The sequence below is a fragment of the Streptomyces sp. NPDC051041 genome, assembly GCF_044456065.1.
Classification (GTDB): Bacteria; Actinomycetota; Actinomycetes; order Streptomycetales; family Streptomycetaceae; genus Streptomyces; species Streptomyces glaucus.
The window spans coordinates 62,951-82,893 of the sequence record NZ_JBITFM010000017.1 but is presented as its reverse complement, the minus strand read 5'-3'; the positions used below and the strand labels follow the sequence as shown (position 1 = coordinate 82,893).

At 73.5% G+C, this 19,943-nt stretch carries 23 protein-coding genes; 17 read left to right on the top strand and 6 right to left on the bottom strand.

Annotated features, from left to right (window positions below):
• Window positions 1-3: 3 nt before the first annotated feature.
• From ACIBAI_RS23345 to rpmB, 3 genes are all read right to left on the bottom strand, one after another.
• Window positions 4-540, bottom strand: a complete 537-nt coding sequence (locus tag ACIBAI_RS23345) for a DUF4232 domain-containing protein (RefSeq protein ID WP_399037049.1) — start codon at window positions 538-540, stop codon at window positions 4-6.
• Window positions 541-1,009: 469 nt separating this feature from the next.
• The gene (rpsN, locus tag ACIBAI_RS23340; RefSeq protein ID WP_399037047.1) at window positions 1,010-1,315 is read right to left on the bottom strand and encodes a 30S ribosomal protein S14; all 306 of its coding nucleotides are present in this window, start codon (window positions 1,313-1,315) and stop codon (window positions 1,010-1,012) included.
• On the bottom strand, window positions 1,315-1,551 hold the full coding sequence (gene rpmB / locus ACIBAI_RS23335; protein ID WP_344609187.1) for a 50S ribosomal protein L28: 237 nt from the start codon (window positions 1,549-1,551) through the stop codon (window positions 1,315-1,317). The genes rpsN and rpmB overlap by 1 nt, the downstream gene beginning before the upstream one ends.
• A gap of 62 nt (window positions 1,552-1,613) precedes the next feature.
• Here rpmB and rpmG point away from each other — a divergent pair, with 62 nt between their 5' ends.
• From rpmG to ACIBAI_RS23310, 5 genes are all read left to right on the top strand, one after another.
• A complete protein-coding gene (gene rpmG, locus ACIBAI_RS23330; protein WP_100568502.1) occupies window positions 1,614-1,778 on the top strand; it encodes a 50S ribosomal protein L33 in 165 nt (54 codons plus the stop codon).
• A 2-nt stretch (window positions 1,779-1,780) separates the two neighbouring features.
• Entirely contained in the window at window positions 1,781-2,029 is a 249-nt protein-coding gene (locus ACIBAI_RS23325) for a type B 50S ribosomal protein L31 (protein ID WP_344609183.1), read from the top strand.
• A gap of 4 nt (window positions 2,030-2,033) precedes the next feature.
• Entirely contained in the window at window positions 2,034-3,185 is a 1,152-nt protein-coding gene (locus ACIBAI_RS23320; protein WP_399037044.1) for a CobW family GTP-binding protein, read from the top strand.
• A gap of 6 nt (window positions 3,186-3,191) precedes the next feature.
• Window positions 3,192-3,425: a 30S ribosomal protein S18 gene (rpsR, locus tag ACIBAI_RS23315; RefSeq protein ID WP_344609179.1), complete on the top strand. Its 234-nt coding sequence runs from the start codon at window positions 3,192-3,194 to the stop codon at window positions 3,423-3,425.
• A 285-nt stretch (window positions 3,426-3,710) separates the two neighbouring features.
• Window positions 3,711-3,989 (top strand): DUF397 domain-containing protein, encoded by a 279-nt coding sequence (locus ACIBAI_RS23310; RefSeq protein ID WP_399037042.1) that lies wholly within the window; start codon window positions 3,711-3,713, stop codon window positions 3,987-3,989.
• A 107-nt stretch (window positions 3,990-4,096) separates the two neighbouring features.
• Here ACIBAI_RS23310 and ACIBAI_RS23305 read toward each other — a convergent pair whose 3' ends face one another.
• Window positions 4,097-4,561, bottom strand: coding sequence for an ATP-binding protein (locus tag ACIBAI_RS23305; RefSeq protein WP_344609173.1), 465 nt, complete (start codon window positions 4,559-4,561; stop codon window positions 4,097-4,099).
• A gap of 362 nt (window positions 4,562-4,923) precedes the next feature.
• On the opposite strand from ACIBAI_RS23305, the gene ACIBAI_RS23300 reads away from it, so the two are divergent.
• The 8 genes from ACIBAI_RS23300 to ACIBAI_RS23265 all read left to right on the top strand — a co-directional run bounded on the left by ACIBAI_RS23300 (window position 4,924) and on the right by ACIBAI_RS23265 (window position 12,755).
• A complete protein-coding gene (locus tag ACIBAI_RS23300) occupies window positions 4,924-5,748 on the top strand; it encodes a helix-turn-helix domain-containing protein (RefSeq protein WP_399037128.1) in 825 nt (274 codons plus the stop codon).
• Window positions 5,749-5,830: 82 nt separating this feature from the next.
• A complete protein-coding gene (locus tag ACIBAI_RS23295) occupies window positions 5,831-7,294 on the top strand; it encodes an aldehyde dehydrogenase family protein (RefSeq protein WP_399037040.1) in 1,464 nt (487 codons plus the stop codon).
• A 141-nt stretch (window positions 7,295-7,435) separates the two neighbouring features.
• Window positions 7,436-7,984, top strand: a complete 549-nt coding sequence (locus ACIBAI_RS23290; protein ID WP_399037037.1) for a DinB family protein — start codon at window positions 7,436-7,438, stop codon at window positions 7,982-7,984.
• Window positions 7,985-8,163: 179 nt separating this feature from the next.
• Window positions 8,164-8,805, top strand: a complete 642-nt coding sequence (locus ACIBAI_RS23285; protein ID WP_399037035.1) for a PadR family transcriptional regulator — start codon at window positions 8,164-8,166, stop codon at window positions 8,803-8,805.
• Window positions 8,806-8,878: 73 nt separating this feature from the next.
• Window positions 8,879-9,844 (top strand): ATP-binding cassette domain-containing protein, encoded by a 966-nt coding sequence (locus tag ACIBAI_RS23280; RefSeq protein ID WP_399037033.1) that lies wholly within the window; start codon window positions 8,879-8,881, stop codon window positions 9,842-9,844.
• A 35-nt stretch (window positions 9,845-9,879) separates the two neighbouring features.
• On the top strand, window positions 9,880-10,608 hold the full coding sequence (locus tag ACIBAI_RS23275; RefSeq protein ID WP_399037127.1) for an ABC transporter permease: 729 nt from the start codon (window positions 9,880-9,882) through the stop codon (window positions 10,606-10,608).
• Between the two features lie 128 nt (window positions 10,609-10,736).
• Window positions 10,737-11,498, top strand: a complete 762-nt coding sequence (locus ACIBAI_RS23270) for a MerR family transcriptional regulator (protein WP_399037031.1) — start codon at window positions 10,737-10,739, stop codon at window positions 11,496-11,498.
• A 189-nt stretch (window positions 11,499-11,687) separates the two neighbouring features.
• Window positions 11,688-12,755, top strand: coding sequence for a DedA family protein (locus ACIBAI_RS23265; RefSeq protein ID WP_399037028.1), 1,068 nt, complete (start codon window positions 11,688-11,690; stop codon window positions 12,753-12,755).
• A gap of 36 nt (window positions 12,756-12,791) precedes the next feature.
• Here the strand turns inward: ACIBAI_RS23265 and ACIBAI_RS23260 are convergent, their stop codons facing one another.
• Both ACIBAI_RS23260 and ACIBAI_RS23255 read right to left on the bottom strand, forming a co-directional pair.
• On the bottom strand, window positions 12,792-14,501 hold the full coding sequence (locus tag ACIBAI_RS23260) for a threonine/serine exporter ThrE family protein (RefSeq protein WP_399037125.1): 1,710 nt from the start codon (window positions 14,499-14,501) through the stop codon (window positions 12,792-12,794).
• 106 nt (window positions 14,502-14,607) lie between these two features.
• Window positions 14,608-15,099 (bottom strand): inorganic diphosphatase, encoded by a 492-nt coding sequence (locus tag ACIBAI_RS23255; protein ID WP_247461842.1) that lies wholly within the window; start codon window positions 15,097-15,099, stop codon window positions 14,608-14,610.
• A 79-nt stretch (window positions 15,100-15,178) separates the two neighbouring features.
• Between ACIBAI_RS23255 and dacB the strand changes: the two genes are divergently transcribed.
• The 4 genes from dacB (at window position 15,179) to hpt (ending at window position 19,923) form a co-directional block, all read left to right on the top strand.
• Window positions 15,179-16,789: a D-alanyl-D-alanine carboxypeptidase/D-alanyl-D-alanine-endopeptidase gene (gene dacB, locus ACIBAI_RS23250; RefSeq protein WP_399037026.1), complete on the top strand. Its 1,611-nt coding sequence runs from the start codon at window positions 15,179-15,181 to the stop codon at window positions 16,787-16,789.
• Window positions 16,790-16,844: 55 nt separating this feature from the next.
• On the top strand, window positions 16,845-17,978 hold the full coding sequence (locus tag ACIBAI_RS23245) for a zinc-dependent metalloprotease (protein ID WP_399037024.1): 1,134 nt from the start codon (window positions 16,845-16,847) through the stop codon (window positions 17,976-17,978).
• 184 nt (window positions 17,979-18,162) lie between these two features.
• The gene (gene tilS / locus ACIBAI_RS23240; RefSeq protein WP_399037022.1) at window positions 18,163-19,179 is read left to right on the top strand and encodes a tRNA lysidine(34) synthetase TilS; all 1,017 of its coding nucleotides are present in this window, start codon (window positions 18,163-18,165) and stop codon (window positions 19,177-19,179) included.
• A 183-nt stretch (window positions 19,180-19,362) separates the two neighbouring features.
• Window positions 19,363-19,923 carry a hypoxanthine phosphoribosyltransferase gene (gene hpt, locus ACIBAI_RS23235; protein WP_399037020.1) on the top strand — a complete coding sequence of 187 codons (561 nt, stop codon included), beginning with the start codon at window positions 19,363-19,365 and terminating at the stop codon, window positions 19,921-19,923.
• Window positions 19,924-19,943: the final 20 nt, after the last annotated feature.

The following is a 19,943-nucleotide window of genomic DNA, read 5'->3' as shown; positions in this document are numbered from 1 at the left end:
GCCTCAGTCGCCGGCCTGCTGGAACGGGGTCACCGAGGCGTCCGGCGCGCCCTCGCCCTCGAGCGCGACCTCGCCGTAGGACCAGGGGAAGCCGTGCGTGGCGGAGTCGCCGGGCAGGGCGAACGTCGCCTTCTCCGCGGCCAGGCTCTGCGCGCCGCCCGCCTCGCCGCGCGCGTAGGTGACGGTGAAGGACGCGGTGGCGCCCTGGGCGAGGGTCACCTGCTGGGCCGCGGCGGCCTGGTCGTGCGGGACGTCCGCCGTGGTGGTGCCGGCGGCCAGGGTGACGGTGGGGAAGCCGTCGAGGGTGCACGAGGAGCCGTTGTTGGTGAGGACGACCGAGACGGTGCCGGTGTCCCCGGCGGCCGGCGCGGGGCTCGCCTCGACCTGCACGCCGACCTCGTCGAGCCGGCAGGCCGTGCCGGCCGGCGCGGCCTCGCCGCCGTCGTCCGTGCCGCCGCCGCTGCCCCCGTCGTCGCAGGCGGTCAGCAGGAGGGCGGCGCACAGGGCGGAGACGGCGAACGGGATGGCGGTGGCGCGCATGGCGGATTCCTCTGGGACGTGACGAACGGTGCCGGACGAGCGGGTCCCCGGGCCGTGGAGCGGCCGCGGACCGGCTGCAAGGATCATCACGTACGAGGCCGGGGAACGGTCGCCCGCCCCGCCGCCGCGGAGGTCCTCGGGGTCAGGGACCGGGGTCCTCGGCCGGCGGCCCGCCCGGCGGCCCGCCGCCCCCGGACCGGGTGCGGGTCTCCGTGCCGAGGCCGCCCTGCCGGGTGACCCCCGGCGTCGTGCCGCCGACGGAGCCGGCCGTCCCGGTCCTCCGGTCCTCGCCGCCGTCGCCGCACGCGGTCGGCGCCGGCGCGCCCGCCAGGCCGGCCGCCGCCGCGATCCGCGCCCGCGGCCGTGCCGCCCGTGCGGGGCGGCACGGGGCCCGCCGTGGCCACCGAAGGCGCCGCGAGGCTCCCGGGCCGTAGCCGGACGGCCGGGTCGGCCCCATGGCCGCGGCAGGCTACCAGGAGGACTTGCGGACCCCCGGCAGGAATCCGGCGTGCGCCTGTTCCCGCAGGCTCACCCGCGACAGCCCGAACGCCCGGAAGTAGCCGCGCGGGCGCCCGTCCACCTGGTCCCGGTTGCGCACGCGGGTGGCGCTCGCGTCCCGCGGCTGCCGGCGCAGCTCCCGCTGCGCGGCGAGCCGCTCGGCCTCCGTCGACGAGGGCCGCCGGACGATCTCCTTCAGCTCGGCCCGGCGGGCGGCGTACCGCGCGACGGTCTCCTGCCGCTTCTCGTTCTTCGCGATCTTGCTCTTCTTGGCCATCAGACCCGCACCCCCCGGGCGCGGATCCGGGCCACGGCCGCCTCGACGCCGATCGTGTCGACCGTCTTGATCCCCCTGGCGCTCAGCTTCAGCCGCACGTACCGGCCCTCGCTCGGCAGCCAGTACCGCTTGGTCTGGATGTTCGGGTCGAAGCGGCGGGAGGTCCGCCGGTGCGAGTGGGAGATCGCGTTGCCGAAGCCGGGTCGGGCGCCGGTCAGCATGCAGTGCGCGGACACGGGTGATGCACCTCTCTCGGAGCGAGTGTGTAAATGGAATTCATTTTCAGTAAGATACCAGCATGGCACGCAACGAACTCCGCCCGGTCGTCAAGCTCCGGTCCACGGCCGGGACCGGCTACACCTACGTGACCCGCAAGAACCGCCGCAACGACCCGGACCGCCTGACCCTGCGCAAGTACGACCCGGTCGCCGGCCGCCACGTCGACTTCCGAGAGGAGCGCTGACCATGCGCAAGGGCATCCACCCGGCCTACGGTCCCGTCGTCTTCCGCGACCGCGCCGCGAACCACGCCTTCCTGACCCGTTCGACCATGACGAGCGACAAGACCATCGAGTGGGAGGACGGCCACACCTACCCGGTCGTCGACGTGGAGATCTCGAACGTCAGCCACCCCTTCTACACCGGCACGGCCCGCGTCCTGGACACCGCCGGCCGCGTGGAGCGCTTCGAGCGCCGGTACGGGAAGCGGAGCTAGCGCGGTGTCCGGACTCCCCGTCGTGATCGTCGGCGGACTGCACGCCGACGCCCGCCGGGCGGCCGTCGAGCGGCTGCTCGCCGACGTGCCCGGCAGTGTCGTACTCCACCACGACCTGGCGACGGCCGCCGCGGGCACGGTCGTACGGACCGTCAGGGACGCCGGCGGCGTCGTCGCCGCCGGCGAGACCCCCCTGGTCAACGACTGCGCCTGCTGCGCCCTGCGCGAGGACCTGGTGCCGGAACTGGTCCGCCTCCGGGACGCGGGCGGCACCCGGCTGGCGGTGGTCGAGCTGTGGGACTCGGTCGAGCCCAAGGCGATGGCCGAGGTGATCACCTCCGGCGGGCTGACCGTCACCGGCGTGATCACCGCCGTCGACCCGGCGCTCGTCCTGCCCTACCTCGGCAACGGCGACGACCTCGCCGACGGCGGCCTCGCCGCCGCGGCCACCGACCAGCGCACCGTCGCCGACACCTTCGCGCGGCAGCTGGAGTACGCCCCCGTCCTCGCCGTCGCCGACTCCCCGGAGGCCGACGACGAGGACCGCGAACTGCTCAGGCAGCTGCACCCGACGGCCCGCCAGGTCCCGATCGGCCCCGGTGACCCGGTGTCCGCGCCCTCCGCCCTGGCCCGGGAGGCGCTGGCCGGCTTCGACGTGGAGGCCGCGGCGGCGGCCCAGCACCCCGCCTGCGCCCTGCTGCCCGCCGAGGCCGACGCGCACGGGGTGTCCACCCTGGTCTGGCGCCGCCGCCGCCCCTTCCACCCCGAGCGGCTCTACGCCGCCCTGGAGGACCTGACCTGCGCCGCCGCCCGCAGCCGGGGCCGGTTCTGGCTCGCCGACAAGCCCGACACGCTCCTGCACTGGGACGCGGCCGGCGGCGCCCTGTGCGTGGAGGGCGCCGGCCCCTGGCTGGCCGCCCTGCCGGACGCGGCCTGGGAGATGGTCCCGCCGGTGCGCCGTGCCGCCGCCGCGCTGGACTGGCATCCCGAGCACGGCGACCGCTGCCAGCACCTGGTCTTCACCTCTCCCGGCCTGGACCGCGACGGACTCCTGCACCTGCTGGAGTCCTGCCTGCTGACCGACGCCGAGTACGCCGCCGGGCGCGACGCCTGGCGGCACCTGCCGCACGCCTTCGACACCCTCTTGGAGGTCTGACCCCGCATGCCCCGCAAGCCCGAGCGCAAGCCCGCCAAGAACCGCCCCAACCCGCTGGACCGGGCCGGGATCACCTACATCGACTACAAGGACACCGACCTGCTGCGGAAGTTCATCTCCGACCGGGGCAAGATCCGCAGCCGCCGCGTCACCCGCGTGACGTCGCAGCAGCAGCGGCAGCTGGCCAAGGCGATCAAGAACGCGCGGGAGATGGCCCTGCTGCCCTACTCCACCCGCTGACCGGGCCGGGGGCCGCCGCCCCCGGCCCCTTCCGCCCGGACAGGGAACAGGAAGCCCCCGCCGTGCGTCTCCTCCAGTGCACGCGCGCACGTCCCGCGGCCTTCGGGGCACGGGCCGGCGGAGCCGCCGTCGCACCGCGACCGCCGCCGTCGTCCGTAACCACAGGACCACCTCGCGTGCACGTGCATCTGCTTCTGCATATGCACGTGAACAAGGCTATGATCCGGTCCAGTTGACCACTGCACCCATGGCCACGCCGGCCAGTGCATCACCGGGGAGCGACCTGTGGACCACGACGTGTACGACGTGTCCGACGCCCATGGCGCGTCCGGCGTGTACAACGGCATCGCCGCCACCGAGCTGCACGGCGTGGCGTGGCAGAAGAGCCGGCACAGCAACTCGCAGGGCTCCTGCGTGGAGTTCGCGCGCCTGCCCGGCGGGGACGTCGCCGTCCGCAACTCCCGCTTCCCCGACGGGCCCGCGCTCGTCTACACCCGCGCCGAGATCGAGGCCATGCTCCTCGGCGCCAAGGACGGCGAGTTCGACCACCTGATCGCGGGCTGATCCGCCCCGGCGCGGGCCGGAGCGGCCGCACGGCCGGCGCCTCCTGGGCCGTGACGCGCGTAGAACCGCGCCGCGCCGCCGCGCCGCGGTTCGCTCCGGGGGAGGCGTCACAGGCGGAACAGCGCCCAGACGACCTTTCCGTTCAGCGTGCCCGCCAGCGGGTGCCAGCCCCAGCCGTCGCTGAAGGAGTCCACGAGGAACAGGCCCCGCCCCGACTCCGCCGAGCAGTCGTCCGGGTCGCGGGCGACCGGGCTGTCGTGGCTGGGGTCGCGCACCGCGCACACCAGCCGGTCGGTCCAGCGCATCAGGTGCAGGCGCACGAGCGGGCCCGGCTCCGGCAGCCGGGACGCGGGCGCCGGCAGCGCGTGCCGCAGCGCGTTGGTCACCAGCTCCGAGACCACCAGGCACACGTCGTCGAAGCGGTCGCCCACCTCCCACCGCCCGAGCGTGCCGCGCGTGAACCGGCGCGCCTCGCGCACCGCTTCGTGGCGGGCGGGCAGCGCGCAGGAGGCGAGGTCGGACACGGCCGCGGGATCCAGGGGCGGAAGGCCCTGCCGTAACGGCTGGAGCATGGTCGATCCATTCGTCCCCATGCGAGGCACTCCCGGGAGTTCGCGGCCGAAGCGATGCAGCGGTGGTGCGGGACCATGGTTTCGGATGCGCACAGCGGATGCAAGAGCAGATGCACGTGCAGCTGACCGAAATGGACCTACCAGTACCGCTTCTTGGCCAATTTTTCCGTCACCTTCTCTTCCTCTTCGTGCCGTTCCCCGTCCGTTGCGCCGCTCGCGCCCCGCGCCCGCGCCGGCTCGATCCCGTTTCCGTAACCGGACGAGTACAACGCGGAGTGCTTTAGTGGCAGACTTCGGCCCCTGGAGACGTTGGGGAGGCAGCGAAGGTGAGCGCGGGAGAGCCCGGATCGGTGGTGCGGCGGATGCTGCTCGGCTCGCAACTCAGGCGACTGCGTGAGGCACGCGGGATCACGCGCGAGGCGGCGGGGTACTCCATCCGCGCCTCGGAATCGAAGATCAGCCGGATGGAACTGGGCCGGGTGAGCTTCAAGACCAGGGACGTCGAGGACCTGCTGACGCTCTACGGCATCACGGACGAGCAGGAGCGCGCCTCCCTGCTCTCCCTCGCCCGGGAGGCCAACGTCGCCGGCTGGTGGCACAGTTACTCCGACGTGCTGCCCAGCTGGTTCCCCACCTACGTGGGCCTGGAGGGCGCGGCCTCGCTGATCCGGGTGTACGAGGTGCAGTTCGTGCACGGGCTGCTGCAGACCCCCGAGTACGCCCGCGCGGTGGTCCGGCGCGGCATGAAGGGCGCGAGCGAGGCCGACGTCGAAAAGCGCGTGACGCTGCGCCTGGAGCGGCAGAAGTACCTCGTCGCCGAGAACGCGCCCGAGTTCCACATCGTCCTGGACGAGGCCGCCCTGCGCCGCCCGTACGGCGGCCGCGAGGTGATGCGCGGCCAGCTCCAGCACCTGATCGAGATGTCCGAGCGCCCCAACGTCCGGCTGCAGGTCATGCCGTTCGGCTTCGGCGGGCACTCCGGCGAGTCCGGCGCGTTCACCATTCTCAGCTTCCCCGAGTCCGACCTGTCGGACGTCGTCTACCTGGAGCAGCTCACCAGCGCCCTGTACCTGGACAAGCAGGAGGACGTAGCCCAGTACGAGCGGGCGATGAAGGAGCTCCAGCAGGACAGCCCGGGGCCGTCGGAGAGCCGGGACCTTCTCCGTGGTCTCCTCCAACTCTCTTGAAACACAAGTACGATGACGCGTGATCAGACCGTGAAGGCGATCGGACCGGGCCTGCTTCGGCCGCAACGGATTGAGGGATCACATGTCGTCGTCCTACTTCACCGACCTGGCGCAGCAGTACATCGACGGTGAGTGGCGCCCGGGCACCGGCTCCTGGGACATCATCGACTTCAACCCGTACGACGACGAGAAGCTGGCGTCGATCACCATAGCCACGGTCGACGAGGTCGACGAGGCGTACCGGGCGGCCGCCCGGGTCCAGAAGGAGTGGGCGGCGACCAATCCGTACGCCCGCCGCGCGGTCTTCGAGAGGGCCCTGCGGCTGGTCGAGGAGCGGGAGCCCGAGATCACCGAGGCGATCACCGCCGAACTGGGCGGCACCCGGCTGAAGGCCGCCTTCGAGCTCCACCTCGCCAAGGAGTTCCTGCGCGAGGCGGTCCACCTGGCGCTGCGCCCCGAGGGCCGGATCATCCCCTCCCCGACCGACGGCAAGGAGAACCGCGTCTACCGCGTGCCCGTCGGCGTCGTCGGCGTGATCAGCCCGTTCAACTTCCCCTTCCTGCTGTCGCTGAAGTCGGTCGCCCCGGCGCTCGCCCTGGGCAACGGCGTGGTGCTCAAGCCGCACCAGAACACCCCGGTCGTCGGCGGCACCCTGGTCGCGAGGATCTTCGAGGAGGCGGGCCTGCCGGGCGGTCTGCTCAACGTCGTCGTCACCGACATCGCGGAGATCGGCGACGCCTTCATCGAGCACCCGGTCCCCAAGGTCATCTCCTTCACCGGCTCCGACAAGGTCGGCCGCCACGTCGCCACCGTGTGCGCCGCGCACTTCAAGCGCTCGGTCCTCGAACTGGGCGGCAACAGCGCGCTGGTGGTCCTCGACGACGCCGACGTCGACTACGCGGTCGACGCGGCGGTCTTCAGCCGCTACGTCCACCAGGGCCAGGTCTGCATGGCCGCCAACCGCGTCCTGGTGGACCGCGCGGTCGCCGACGAGTTCACCGAGAAGTTCGTCGCCAGGGTCCGGGGCCTGAAGGCCGGCGACCCGCGCGACCCGGAGACCGTCATCGGCCCGGTGATCAACTCCCAGCAGGCGGACGCCGTCTCGGGCGTCGTCGAGCAGGCGCTGGCCGAGGGCGCCACGGCCCTGCTGCGCGGCGGGCGGACCGACAACCTGGTCGAGCCGTCCGTGCTGACGGACCTGCCCGCCGACTCGGCCCTGCTGAGGCAGGAGGTCTTCGGCCCGGTCGCCTTCCTCGTCCCGTTCGACGGCGAGGAGGAGGCCGTGCGCATCGTCAACGACACCCCGTACGGCCTCAGCGGCGCCGTGCACACCGGCGACGTCGAGCGGGGCGTGCGGTTCGCCCAGCGGATCGACACCGGCATGTTCCACGTGAACGACGGCACCGTGCACGACGAGCCGATCGTCCCCTTCGGCGGCGAGAAGCACTCCGGCATCGGCCGGCTGAACGGCGACGCGATGCTGGACGCCTTCACCACCCTGAAGTGGATCTCGGTGCAGCACGGGCGGAGCGGGTTCCCCTTCTAGCGCCGCCTTCCAGGACCTCCCGGATCTCCCGGCCGCGACGGGCCATCGAGGACGGGAGCTGGCCCATATGGCCCGTAGCTTCGTCGGCACCGGGAAAGAGGTCCCCTCTTCCCGGAGCGATCCGACGAAAGGCGGCCGGTCATGGTCACCCACGTTCCCGTAGAGGCACCCGGCGACGAGCGCGGGGCGCTGCTGTCCTTCCTGGCCGAGCAGCGCGGCGGCATCCGGCGGGCGGTGCTCGGGCTGACGGAGGAGCAGGCGAGCTCCCGCTCCACCGCCGGCGAACTCACCCTGGCCGGGCTGATCAAGCACGTCGCCGAGGTCGAGCAGAGCTGGATCGCCCGCGCCAGGGGCGAGGAGCCGGCGGTGGCTCGGGACGAGTCGAACTGGCAGGAGTGCTTCCGGCTGGTGGGCGACGAGACCGTCGCCTCGCAGCTGGCGTACTGGGCGGAGGTCGCCGCCGGGACGGAGGAGTTCGTCCGCTCGGTGCCGAGCCTGGACGACACTTTCCCGCTGCCCGACCGGCCCTGGTTCCCGCCCGAGGGCCGGGTCTCGATGCGCTGGCTGTGCCTGCACCTGATCCGCGAGACGGCCCGGCACGCCGGCCACGCCGACATCCTCCGCGAGTCGCTGGACGGCGCCACCGCCTGGGACCTGGTGGCCCGGGAGCAGGCCGGCGCCCGGAGCTGATCCGGTCCGCCGCCGGACCCCGCCCTCGGGACCGGGCCGGCCGGGAGGCGCCGCGTCCCCGGCCGGCCCGAGCGGGGTCCGGCGTGCGCGGCCGCGGGGCGGGGGAGCGCCGCCGCGGACGCGCGCGCCGGGCACCGCGACGCGGGAGGAGCCGGACGGCAGGACCTAGGCTGGACGGCATGTCAGCGATCCGTCTCCTGGTGCTGGGCGCCGTCCGCCAGCACGGGCGGGCCCACGGCTACCAGGTGCGCAACGACCTGGAGTACTGGGGCGCGCACGAGTGGTCCAACGCCAAGCCCGGCTCCATCTACCACGCGCTGAAGCAGATGGCGAAGCAAGGGCTGCTGCACGCGCACGAGAGCGCCCCGTCCACCGCGGGCGGCCCGCCGCGCGTGGAGTACGAGATCACCGAGCGGGGCACCGCGGAGTACCTCCGGCTGGTCCGCGAGGCGCTCACCTCCTACGACCAGCGGACGGACGTCAAGTCGGCGGCCATCGGCTTCATCGTCGACCTGCCGCGCGACGAGGCGGTGGCCCTCCTGAAGGAGCGGATCCGGCGGATCGAACAGTGGCGCTCGGCCGTCACCGAGCACTACGTGCCCGAGGGCGGCCCCGGACAGCTCGGCCACATCGGCGAGATCATGAACCTCTGGATCCACACGGCCGACGCCGAGGCCGAGTGGACCCGGGGGCTGATCGGACGCATCGAGGGCGGGGCCTACACGTTCGCGGGGGAGGGCGAGCCGTTCGTCGGCGTCCTCGCGGAGGGCGAGGAGAACCCGTACGCGACGGGTGAGCGGCATCCCGGGGACGCGCATTAATCAAGTTTGACCAGACGGAGGAGCGGGGATACCGTCGTCTGTGTAGTCAAGTTTGACTAGCGAGGGGGTTCCTGTGGCAGGCGCGGCGATCACCGTCGAAGGCGCACGCAAGACGTACGGCGCACGGCGCGGCGAGGACGCCGCACCCGCACTGGACGGGCTCGACCTGACGGTCGCGCGCGGCACGGTGCACGCGGTGCTCGGGCCGAACGGCGCGGGCAAGAGCACCCTGGTCCGGATCCTGTCCACCCTGCTCCGGCCCGACGCGGGCCGCGTCGAGGTGGCCGGCCACGACGTGGTGCGCGAGGCGTACGCCGTCCGCCGGCGCATCGGCCTGCTCGGCCAGCACGCGGCCCTCGACGAGGAGCTCGGCGGCCGGCAGAACCTGGAGCTGTTCGGCCGCCTGCACCACCTGGGCGCCCGGCGGGCACGCGCCCGCGCCGGCGAACTGCTGGAGCGCTTCGGCCTCGCCGGCACCGGAGGCAAGGCGGTGCGGCAGTACAGCGGCGGCATGCGGCGCCGCCTGGACCTGGCCGCCTCCCTGATCACCGAACCGGAGGTGCTCTTCCTGGACGAGCCGACCACCGGCCTCGACCCCCGCGGCCGCGCCGAGGTGTGGGACGCGGTCCGCTCCCTGGCCGGCGGCGGCACGACGGTCCTGCTCACCACCCAGTACCTGGAGGAGGCCGACCGGCTCGCCGACCGCGTCTCGGTCGTCGACGCCGGGCGCGTGATCGCCGAGGGCACCGCGGACGAGCTGAAGGCGGCCGTCGGCGGCGACCGCATCGACGTCGTCCTGCGCGACGCGGACCGACTCGGCGCGGCCGCCGCCCTGCTGCCGCTGGCCGGCCTCTCGGCCGACCCCGGCCGCCGGCTGCTCAGCGCCCCGGTCACCGACCGGATGGCCGCCCTCGCCGGCGTCGTACGCGCCCTGGAGGAGGCCGGGATCGAGGCGGAGGACATCGCCCTGCGCCGCCCCACGCTGGACGAGGTGTTCCTGCACCTCACCGGCGACCACCGAGTGAAGGAGACCGCGTGAACACGACCGCCCACGCGCTGACCGACTCCTGGACCATGACCCGCCGCGAGCTCGCCCGCTGGGCGCGGCAGCCGGGCCAGCTCGTCGTCAACCTGGTCTTCCCCGTCATGCTGCTGCTGATGTTCGGCTACCTGGTCGGCGGCGGCCGGGGCGTGAACGGCGACTACCTCGACTACCTCATGCCCGGCCTGCTCGCGCTCACCATGGCCTTCGGCCTGGAGGGCACGCTGCTCGCCGTCACCCGGGACCTCGACAAGGGCGTCGTCGACCGATTCCGCTCGATGCCCATGGCCGACGGGGCGGTGCTGGCGGGCCGCTCGGCCGCCGACATGCTCCAGTCGGCGCTGGGCCTCGCCGTGCTGATCGCCGTGGGCCACGCGCTCGGCTGGCGCGTGCACGGCGGATTCCCGGCCTTCCTGGGCGCGCTCGGCCTGCTCCTGCTGCTCCGGTTCGCGATGCTGTGGATCGGCATCCACCTGGCGCTGGTGGCCGGCCGGCCCGAACTGGTCCAGGCCGTGCAGATCCTGGTCTGGCCGGTCGGCTTCCTGTCCAACGCCTTCGCCGCGCCCGGCTCGATGCCCGGCTGGCTGGGCACGGCCGTCGAGTGGAACCCGCTGTCCCACACGGCGACCGCCGTGCGCGACCTGCTCGGCGGCCCCGGCGGCGAGGCCGGCCACGTGGGGCCGGCCGTCGTCTGGCCGCTGGCCCTGCTCGCGGTGTTCCTCCCGCTGGCGGTACGACGGTTCGCACGCCTGAGCCGCTAGGCCCGGTCGTCACGGTCCCGTCGTCCGCCCGCGGGACGGACCGCGCGGGGTGCCGGACCCCGGCCCGGGCTTGCACCTCACGTGGCGTCAGGGAGCACCGTGGAGGGCGTACCGAGAAGGGAGCGGAAGTGAGCTACTCCGTGGGACAGGTCGCCGGTTTCGCCGGAGTGACGGTGCGCACCCTGCACCACTACGACGACATCGGCCTGCTCGTGCCCAGCGAGCGCAGCCGCGCGGGCCACCGGCGCTACAGCGACGCCGACCTCGACCGGCTCCAGCAGATCCTGTTCTACCGCGAGCTCGGCTTCCCGCTCGACGAGGTCGCCGTCCTGCTCGACGACCCGGCCGCGGACCCGCGCGCGCATCTGCGCCGCCAGCACGAGCTGCTGACCGCCCGGATCGAGAGGCTGCAGAAGATGGCGGCGGCCGTGGAACAGGCCATGGAGGCACGCACGATGGGAATCGACCTGACGCCCGAGGAGAAGTTCGAGGTCTTCGGCGACTTCGACCCCGACCAGTACCAGGAGGAGGTCCAGGAGCGCTGGGGCGACACCGACGCCTACCGCCAGTCGCGGGAGCGGACGGCCTCCTACACCAAGGAGGACTGGCAGCGGATCCAGAACGAGGCCGACGAGCTGACCCGGCGCTTCGTCGCCCTGATGGACGCGGGCGAGCCGGCGGACTCCGAGGCGGCGATGGACGTCGCCGAGGACCACCGGCGGGGCATCTCCCGCAACCACTACGACTGCGGGTACGAGATGCACACCTGCCTGGGGGAGATGTACGTCAACGACGAGCGGTTCACGCGCAACATCGACCAGGCCAGGCCGGGACTGGCCGCGTACATGCGGGACGCGATCCTCGCCAACGCCGTACGGCACACCGCCTGACCGGTCGTGGCCCGGCCGCACCGGGCCACGACCGGCGGCGATCCGTCTCCGGCGCCGGCTCGCGGCTTTCCCCGGGGCGGGGCACAGTGCATCCTGGGTACCCCCGCGGAACCTGGGCTTCGACGGCTGCGTTCATAATTTGGGCAGCCAGCCCCGCCCTTGACCCCCAGCTGCAGGAGCCACATCCCCGTGACCACGCTTGCGCTCGGCCCCGAGTGGCTGAGCCCGGACTACCTCATCGAGACCTTCAGCCTCCCCGGCATCCTGCTGATCGTCTTCGCGGAATCCGGACTCTTCGCGTTCCTGCCCGGCGACTCCCTGCTGTTCACGGCGGGTCTGTTCGTGGCCGAGGGGAACTACATCAGCCAGCCGCTGTGGCTGGTCTGCACGCTGATCGTGCTCGCCGCCGTCCTCGGCGACCAGGTCGGCTACATGATCGGCAAGTTCTTCGGCCCGAGGCTCTTCAGCCGGCCCGACTCCAAGCTCTTCAAGCAGGAGAACCTGGAGAAGGCCCACGAGTTCATGGAGAAGTACGGCCCCAAGGCGATCGTCCTGGCCCGCTTCGTGCCGATCGTGCGCACCTTCGCCCCCATCGTGGCGGGCGCCGGCCGGATGAAGTACCGCACGTTCTTCACGTTCAACGTCATCGGCGGCATCGCCTGGGGCACCGGCGTCACCGTCGCCGGTTACTGGCTCGGCCAGATCGAGTTCATCAAGACCAACGTCGAGGCGATCCTCATCCTGATCGTCATCGTCTCCGTGGTCCCGATCATCGTCGAGTACCTGCGCGAGCGCTCCCGCAAGAAGCGCGCCGCGGCCGAGGCCCCCGCCGCCCACCCCGGCTTCCCGGTGACGGACGACGCCACGACCCAGCTCCGCCGCGTCACCCCCGCCCAGCAGCCCCAGCAGGGCCCCGCCCAGGGCTACGGCGACCAGGGCTACGGCAACCAGGGGTACGGCGGCCAGGGCCACGGCAACCAGGGGTACGGCGGCCAGAGCTACGGCGGCCAGAGCTACGGCAACCAGGGATACGGCGGCCAGGGCCACCCGCAGCAGCCGTACCAGCCCCAGCAGCCGCAGCCGTACCAGCCCCAGCAGCCGTACGGCCACCAGGGCGGCGGCTACGGCCAGCAGCAGCACTACGGCCAGTACCCCCACCAGGGCCAGGGCCAGGGCTACGGCGGGCAGCAGCCCCATGACGCGCAGCAGGGCGGACCGCAGCAGGACCGGCAGCACCCCTACAACCAGGGGTACTGAGCCGATCCCCCCGGGCGGGGGCCGCCGCGCCCGGGGTCAGAACCCTCGCGTCCGCTTGGCGGCCCGGCGCTTCTCCGCGGAGCCGATCCGCAGGAACAGCCGCGAGATCTCCGACCCGAGGTTCACCCCGATGGCGATGGCCATGGCGAGCGCCACGGCCTTCGTCAGCGACACCAGCCCGGCGTCGACATCGCTCCGGGCGATCGCCAGCAGCCCGAAGTAGGTGGCCGAACCGGGCAGCAGCGGCCCGATCGCCGCGGTGGTGTACGGCAGCGCGGACGCGAACCGGTACCGGGACAGCAACTGCCCGAACAGCCCGACCAGGCCCGCCGCCACCGCCGTGGAGGCCACCGCCGAGAGGCCGCCGGCGTAGTGCAGGGCGCCGTACACCACCCACGCGACACCGCCGTTGAGGGTCACCCACAGCACGGTCGAGCGCTCCTGCTGGAGCAGCACCGCGAAGGTCAGCGACAGCAGCATCGACGCGCCGATCTGCCACAGCGGCCGCTCGGAGACGCCGAGGGCCACGTCGGGGTTGAGCTTGGCGCCCAGCTGCACGCCGAAGTACAGCACCACCAGCACGCCGGTGACGATGCCCACGAAGAAGTACAGGACCTCCAGCAGCCGTGCGGAGGCGGTGATGTAGAAACCGGTCAGACCGTCCTGCACGCCCGCCACCAGGGCCCGCCCCGGCAGCAGCGCGAACAGCCCGCCGGTGATGACCGCGGACGCCTTCACGTCCACGTGCGCCAGCGTCAGCGCGACCCCGAGCCCGGCCGGCGGCATCGCGGCCACCGTGAACTGGTAGAACTCCGGCAGCCCGCGCCCCGCGCACAGCCACGCCAGCCGGTCGCCGAGCATCGCGCCGAGCGCCGCCGCGACGAACACCACCAGGTCACCGCCGACCAGCACGGAGGCCGCGCCCGCGAGCAGCCCGCTCGCCGAGGTCAGCACCCAGGTGGGGTACGGGTGCCGGTTGCGGCGGATCTCCGCCAGCCGCCGGTAGGCCTCCTCCAGGGAGATCTGCGTCTCCGGGTCGCTGAGGTCGTCCACCAGCCGGAACACGGCCGCCAGGCGCGTGTAGTCGGTGCCCCGGCGGCGCACGGTCCGCGACGCCGTCACCGGGTCGTCGACCAGCGACGGCTGGTAGGAGATCGACAGCAGCGTGAAGGTGACGGTCGGCTCGCAGCGGTCCAGCCCGTAGGAGCGGCAGACGGCGAACATCGCCGCCTCCACGTCCTCCGCGCCCTCGCCGCCCGCGAGCAGCAGCTCGCCGATGCGCAGCGTCAGGTCGAGCACGCGCGGGACGGCCGGGCCGCCCTCCTCCGCGCGCTGCACCGGCTCCGGCGCGGGCCGCTCGGCCACCGGCATGCGCAGCATCGTGCGCATCCGGTCCTGCCAGGGCACGTCCTTGGTCAGGCTGACCGCCGGTGTGCCGTTCGGCGGGGTGAAGGCGGGCGGGGCCTGCCGGACGCCGTACGTGCTCGGCGGGCTGAACGCCGACCCCTCCGGCTCCGCCTGCGGCGGCTGCGGGGCGTCGAGCCCCTTCGGCAGGGCGAACTCCGACGTCGTCTCGGACTCCGTGCCGATCCGGGGGGCGGCCAGGCCCCGCGGGATCGCGAACTCGGACGTGGTCGACGACTCGGAGTCGGCCGGCGCCTGCCCCGCCGCCCCGGCGGGCGGCATCGGCGGGAAGGCGCTCCTCGCCTCGTCCGGCTGCGGCTTGCGGTCCTCCACGTCCGTCACTGCGTAGTGCTCTCTGTACGACACCGTCCGTAGGTCTCCGTATGCGCGCAGACGAAACGAACGGGCCGCACGCGCACGCGTGCGGCCCGCGGGTACTGCCGAGACCTCAGTGGCCGCCCTGCTCCTTGAAGCGCTTGTAGGACCGCTCGATCTCGGCCTCGGCGTCGACGCGGCCCACCCAGTTGGCGCCCTCGACCGACTTGCCGGGCTCCAGGTCCTTGTACACCTCGAAGAAGTGCTGGATCTCCAGGCGGTCGAACTCGGACACGTGGTGGATGTCCCGCAGGTGCTCCACGCGCGGGTCCGTGGCCGGCACGCACAGCAGCTTGTCGTCGCCACCGGCCTCGTCCGTCATGCGGAACATGCCGATCGCGCGGCAGCGGATCAGGCAGCCCGGGAACGTCGGCTCGTCGAGGATGACCAGCGCGTCCAGCGGGTCACCGTCCTCGCCGAGGGTGTTCTCGACGAAGCCGTAGTCGGTCGGGTAGGCGGTCGAGGTGAAGAGACGGCGGTCCAGGCGGATACGACCGGTCTCGTGGTCCACCTCGTACTTGTTGCGCGAACCCTTCGGGATCTCGATCGTGACGTCGAACTCCACCGGTGGCTCCTCCATGATCAGCACATAGTTCTGGTGATTAAGTGTCCCTCACGCAGGTGTGTGATCGCGAAAGGGGCTGGTGGTCGTGCCGGAGCTGAGGCCTTGGCGGGCCGCGGGACCGCATGTGGCGCGGATCGCGGACGCCGTACGACCGGGGCTGTCGCGGGCCGTGGGGGTCGTACGGCCGCGCGTCGCGCGGGCCGTGGCGGCCGCCCGGCCGCGGGTCGCGCGGTCGGCGCGGGCCATGGCACCGCGTCCTGCGTGGATCACCGGGCCGAGGACCTGGCGTTACACCGCGGGCGCCGCCACCGCCGGGCTGGCGCTCGCCGCCGGCCTGGTGGCCGTCGCCGGCCCCTGGGACTCCTCGGGCCAGCGTACGGCCGAGGCGGACCGGGCCGCGGCCCTGGAGCGCACGGGTGGCGCAGATCACGGTCCGGGCACCGCCGGCGCGCCGCGGCCCGCCCCCAGCGCGGGCGCCGTCCTGGCCGGCCTGGGCGGCGCCGTCGGCACCGTGCGGACGGCACCGGACGAGAAGGCCCTCGCGGACGTCCTGGACCCCCTCCTGGCCGATCCGGCGCTCGGCACCCGCCGCGCCGCGTCCGTCGTGGACGTCGCCACCGGCCGACGCCTGTACGGCCGCGACGCCGGCCGGGCCCTGGTCCCCGCCTCCACCACGAAGATCGCCACCGCCGTCGCCGCCCTCTCCGCGCTGGGCCCCGGCCACCGCCTCACCACCCGCACCGTCCTCGAGCCCGACACCGGGGAACTCGTCCTGGTCGGCGGCGGCGACCCCACCCTCACCGCCCGCGAGGACGCCGACGGCCTCGCGAGCCTGCGCACCCTGGCCGACCGGACCGCCGCGGCCCTGAAGAAGCGCGGCGTGCGCGAGGCGACCCTGTCGTACGACACCACCCTCTACCCCGGCTCCCAGAAACACCCGATCGGGGTCAACGACAACCTCGCCCCCCTCACCCCCCTGATGGCCGACGAGGCCCGCACCGACGACTCCACCAGCGGCCCGGCCCCACGCCTGAGCGACCCGGCGGCGGACGCCACCCGCGCCTTCGCCGGCTTCCTGGCGGACCACGGCATCAGGACGACCGCCCCGGGCCCCTCCAAGGCCACGGACCGCGCCCGGCCCCTGGCCGCCGTCTCCTCACCGCCGCTGGCCGCCCTGGTCGAGCGGATGCTGACCCACAGCGACAACGACATCGCCGAGGCGCTCGCCCGCCAGACGGCCCTGGCGGCGGGCGAGCGCGCCGACTCCGACGGCGTCGCGACCGCCGTCGCCGCCCAGCTGAGGAAGCTCGGCGCCCCCCTGGCGGGCTCCGCCTTCCACGACGGCAGCGGCCTCAACCGCGCCGACCGGATCACCGCCGGCCTCCTCACCCACCTGCTGGCCGCGGCCGGCGACCCGGCCCGCCCCGGCCTCCGCCCGGTCCTCACCGGCCTGCCCGTCGCCGGCTTCACCGGCACCCTCGCCAGCCGCTACACCGACGGCGCCGCCGGCCTCGTCCGGGCGAAGACGGGCACGCTGACGGGCGTGAACGCCCTGGCGGGCACGGTGGTCGACCAGGACGGGCGGCTGCTGGCCTTCGCCTTCCTGGCGTCGGACACGACCGACCCGGCGGCGGCCCAGTCCGCGCTGGACCGGACGGCGACGGCCCTGGCGGCGTGCGGCTGCCGCTGACGCCCGCCGCCCGCACGGCCTGCCCCGAGTGGCGGGGCTCACGTACGGTTGACACATGACGAGCATCGGTGGTCCCGAGATGGTCGACTGGAATCTCGCGGTCGCGACCGCGACCCGGCTGGTGCGGCCGGGGCCCGAGGTGAGCCGCGACGAGGCCCGGGCCGTCGTCGCGGAGCTGCGCCGGCACGCGAAAGCCTCCGAGGAGCACGTCCGGGGCTTCACCCGGCTGGGCGCCGACGAGGCCGACGACACCCCGGTCCTCGTCGTCGACCGGCCGGGCTGGGTCCGGGCCAACGTCGCCGGGTTCCGGGAGATCCTCAAACCGCTGCTCGACAAGATGCAGCAGCGGCGCGGCGGCACCCCCGGCGGCGCGGTCCTCGGAGCCGTCGGCGGCAAGGTCACCGGCGTCGAGCTCGGCGTGCTGCTGTCCTTCCTCTCCGCCCGCGTCCTCGGCCAGTACGAGACCTTCGCCCCGGCCACCCGGGAACTGCCGGCCGGCGAGAACGGCGGCGGCCGGCTGCTGCTCGTCGCCCCCAACGTCGTCCACGTCGAGCGCGAACTCGACGTCGAACCGCACGACTTCCGCCTCTGGGTGTGCCTGCACGAGGAGACCCACCGCACGCAGTTCACGGCCGTGCCCTGGCTGCGCGACCACCTGCAGAGCGAGATCCAGTCGTTCCTGGCGGAGACCGACGTCGACCCCATGACCGTCCTGGAACGCCTCCGGGACGCGGCCCAGGCCCTCGTCGGCGGCCGGCCCGAGGGCGAGGAGGGCGACGGCGGGCGGTCCCTGGTCGAACTGGTGCAGACGCCCGCCCAGCGGGAGATCCTCGGCCGCCTCACCGCCGTGATGTCCCTCCTGGAGGGCCACGCCGACTACGTCATGGACGGGGTCGGCCCGGACGTCGTGCCGTCCGTCGCGGAGATCCGCGAGAAGTTCCAGCAGCGCCGCGCCAAGGGCGCCTCCCGGCTGGACCTGGCCCTGCGCAAGCTGCTCGGCCTGGATGCCAAGCTCCGGCAGTACCGCGACGGCGAGCGCTTCGTCCGCGCGGTCGTCGACGAGGTCGGGATGGACGGCTTCAACCGCGTGTGGACCTCCCCCAACACCCTCCCCACCAAGGCGGAGATCGCCAAACCGGCGGACTGGGTCACGCGGGTGCACCGCAGGCCCGAGACGGGCACGCCGTGAAGAGGTCGTGAAGCGAATCCGGTCGTCGGCAGGCGAACGCCCCCTCAATCACCCGTCCGAGGGACCGTGAGGCATGGGTAGGCGTGCAATGCTCGGGGAACGGCCCGTTTCTGTCACCATTTACACACTCTGAGTGACCAACCTCGGGTTCACATCCCTGAAAACTTCATGAAGGGAACCGGACATGGGTCCCCATCCCGCGGTCGCGGCGATACGCCTGGCGGTCCGCCGCGTCCTCCACGACATCCTCACCGACCAGACCCCCCCGACCCCGCACGAGCGCCCCCCCTCCCCGCTCGTGCTCGTCGCCTGCTCCGGCGGGGCCGACTCCATGGCGCTCGCCTCCGCCCTCGCCTTCGAGGCCCCCAGGCTCGGCATCCGCGCCGGCGGTGTCACCGTCGACCACCAGCTGCAGACCGGCTCCGGCGCGCGCGCCGAGGAGGTCGTCCAGCGCCTGCGCGACCTCGGCCTCGACCCCGCCGAGTCCGTCCGGGTGACCGTCGGCCGCTCCGGCGGCCCCGAGGCCGCCGCCCGCGACGCCCGCTACGCCGCGCTCGACGCCGCGGCCGTGCGCCACGGCGCCACCGCCGTCCTGCTCGGCCACACCCGCGACGACCAGGCCGAGACCGTCCTGCTGGGCCTCGCCCGCGGCTCCGGCATCCGCTCCCTGTCCGGCATGGCCGCGGTCTCGGGGGCCGGCGGCCGGTACCGCCGCCCCTTCCTCCAGCTCGACCGGCAGACCGCCCGCAGGGCCTGCATGGCCCAGTCCCTCCCCGTCTGGGACGACCCCCACAACAGCGACCCGGCGTACACCCGCTCCCGCCTGCGCCACGAGGGCCTGCCCGCCCTGGAGAAGGCCCTCGGCAAGGGCGTCGTCGAGGCCCTCGCCCGTACGGCCCAGCTCTCCCGCGACGACGCCGACGCCCTCGACACCTGGGCCCGCCAGGCCGAGGAGACCGTCCGCGACGACGCCGGTCTCCTGGAGTGCGCCAAGCTCCGCGCCCTCCCGCCCGCCGTGCGCCGCCGCGTCCTGCGCCGCGCCGCCATCGAGGCCGGCGCCCCGGCCGGCTCGCTCTTCGCCCGGCACATCGAGGAAGTCGACCGGCTGATCACCGCCTGGCGAGGCCAGGGGGCCATCAACCTCCCGGGCAGAGTCGTCGCCCGGCGGCAGGGTGGCAGACTGGTGATTCGGCAAGGCTGACTCCGGACGCTCCCACCGGCCCGCGCGAGCGGGCCGCCGCGGCGGCCGGACCGGCCGCGAGTGAGCCGAAGGGACACGCCGCCGCCGACCGGGACGCGCGCGGGCCGCCGGGCCCGGCACCGCCGGCAGCGGCGCGGACGCCCCCAGGCACACGGGCCACGACATGCGGGACGACCGAAAGTGATGCGGGTGGACGCGAAAGACATGGGTGCCGACCTCCAGCAGGTGCTCATCACCAAGGAAGAGATCGACGCCAAGCTGGCCGAGCTGGCCGCGAAGATCGACGCGGAGTACGAGGGCGAGGACCTGCTGCTGGTCGGCGTCCTCAAGGGCGCGGTGATGGTCATGGCCGACCTCGCCCGGGCGCTGTCCACCCCCGTCACCATGGACTGGATGGCCGTATCCTCGTACGGGGCGGGCACCCAGTCCTCCGGTGTGGTGCGGATCCTCAAGGACCTCGACACCGACATCAAGGGCAAGCACGTCCTCATCGTCGAGGACATCATCGACTCCGGCCTGACCCTGTCCTGGCTGATCTCCAACCTCGGCTCGCGCGAGCCCGCCTCCCTCAAGGTGTGCACGCTGCTGCGCAAGCCCGAGGCCGCCAAGGTCGCCATCGACGTGGAATGGGTCGGGTTCGACATCCCCAACGAGTTCGTCGTCGGCTACGGCCTCGACTACGCCGAGAAGTACCGCAACCTGCCGTTCGTCGGTACGCTCGCGCCCCACGTCTACGGCGGCTGAGCCCCGCGAGGAGGCTCCGC

Coding starts and splice junctions, on each gene's coding strand:
- ACIBAI_RS23345 (WP_399037049.1), bottom strand. CDS start 540: ATGCGCGCCACCGCCATCCCGTTCGCCGTCTCCGCCCTGTGCGCCGCC.
- rpsN (WP_399037047.1), bottom strand. CDS start 1,315: ATGGCCAAGAAGAGCAAGATCGCGAAGAACGAGAAGCGGCAGGAGACC.
- rpmG (WP_100568502.1), top strand. CDS start 1,614: ATGGCACGCAACGAACTCCGCCCGGTCGTCAAGCTCCGGTCCACGGCC.
- ACIBAI_RS23325 (WP_344609183.1), top strand. CDS start 1,781: ATGCGCAAGGGCATCCACCCGGCCTACGGTCCCGTCGTCTTCCGCGAC.
- rpsR (WP_344609179.1), top strand. CDS start 3,192: ATGCCCCGCAAGCCCGAGCGCAAGCCCGCCAAGAACCGCCCCAACCCG.
- ACIBAI_RS23305 (WP_344609173.1), bottom strand. CDS start 4,561: ATGCTCCAGCCGTTACGGCAGGGCCTTCCGCCCCTGGATCCCGCGGCC.
- ACIBAI_RS23300 (WP_399037128.1), top strand. CDS start 4,924: ATGCTGCTCGGCTCGCAACTCAGGCGACTGCGTGAGGCACGCGGGATC.
- ACIBAI_RS23295 (WP_399037040.1), top strand. CDS start 5,831: ATGTCGTCGTCCTACTTCACCGACCTGGCGCAGCAGTACATCGACGGT.
- ACIBAI_RS23290 (WP_399037037.1), top strand. CDS start 7,436: ATGGTCACCCACGTTCCCGTAGAGGCACCCGGCGACGAGCGCGGGGCG.
- ACIBAI_RS23285 (WP_399037035.1), top strand. CDS start 8,164: ATGTCAGCGATCCGTCTCCTGGTGCTGGGCGCCGTCCGCCAGCACGGG.
- ACIBAI_RS23275 (WP_399037127.1), top strand. CDS start 9,880: ATGACCCGCCGCGAGCTCGCCCGCTGGGCGCGGCAGCCGGGCCAGCTC.
- ACIBAI_RS23245 (WP_399037024.1), top strand. CDS start 16,845: ATGACGAGCATCGGTGGTCCCGAGATGGTCGACTGGAATCTCGCGGTC.
- tilS (WP_399037022.1), top strand. CDS start 18,163: ATGGGTCCCCATCCCGCGGTCGCGGCGATACGCCTGGCGGTCCGCCGC.
- hpt (WP_399037020.1), top strand. CDS start 19,363: ATGCGGGTGGACGCGAAAGACATGGGTGCCGACCTCCAGCAGGTGCTC.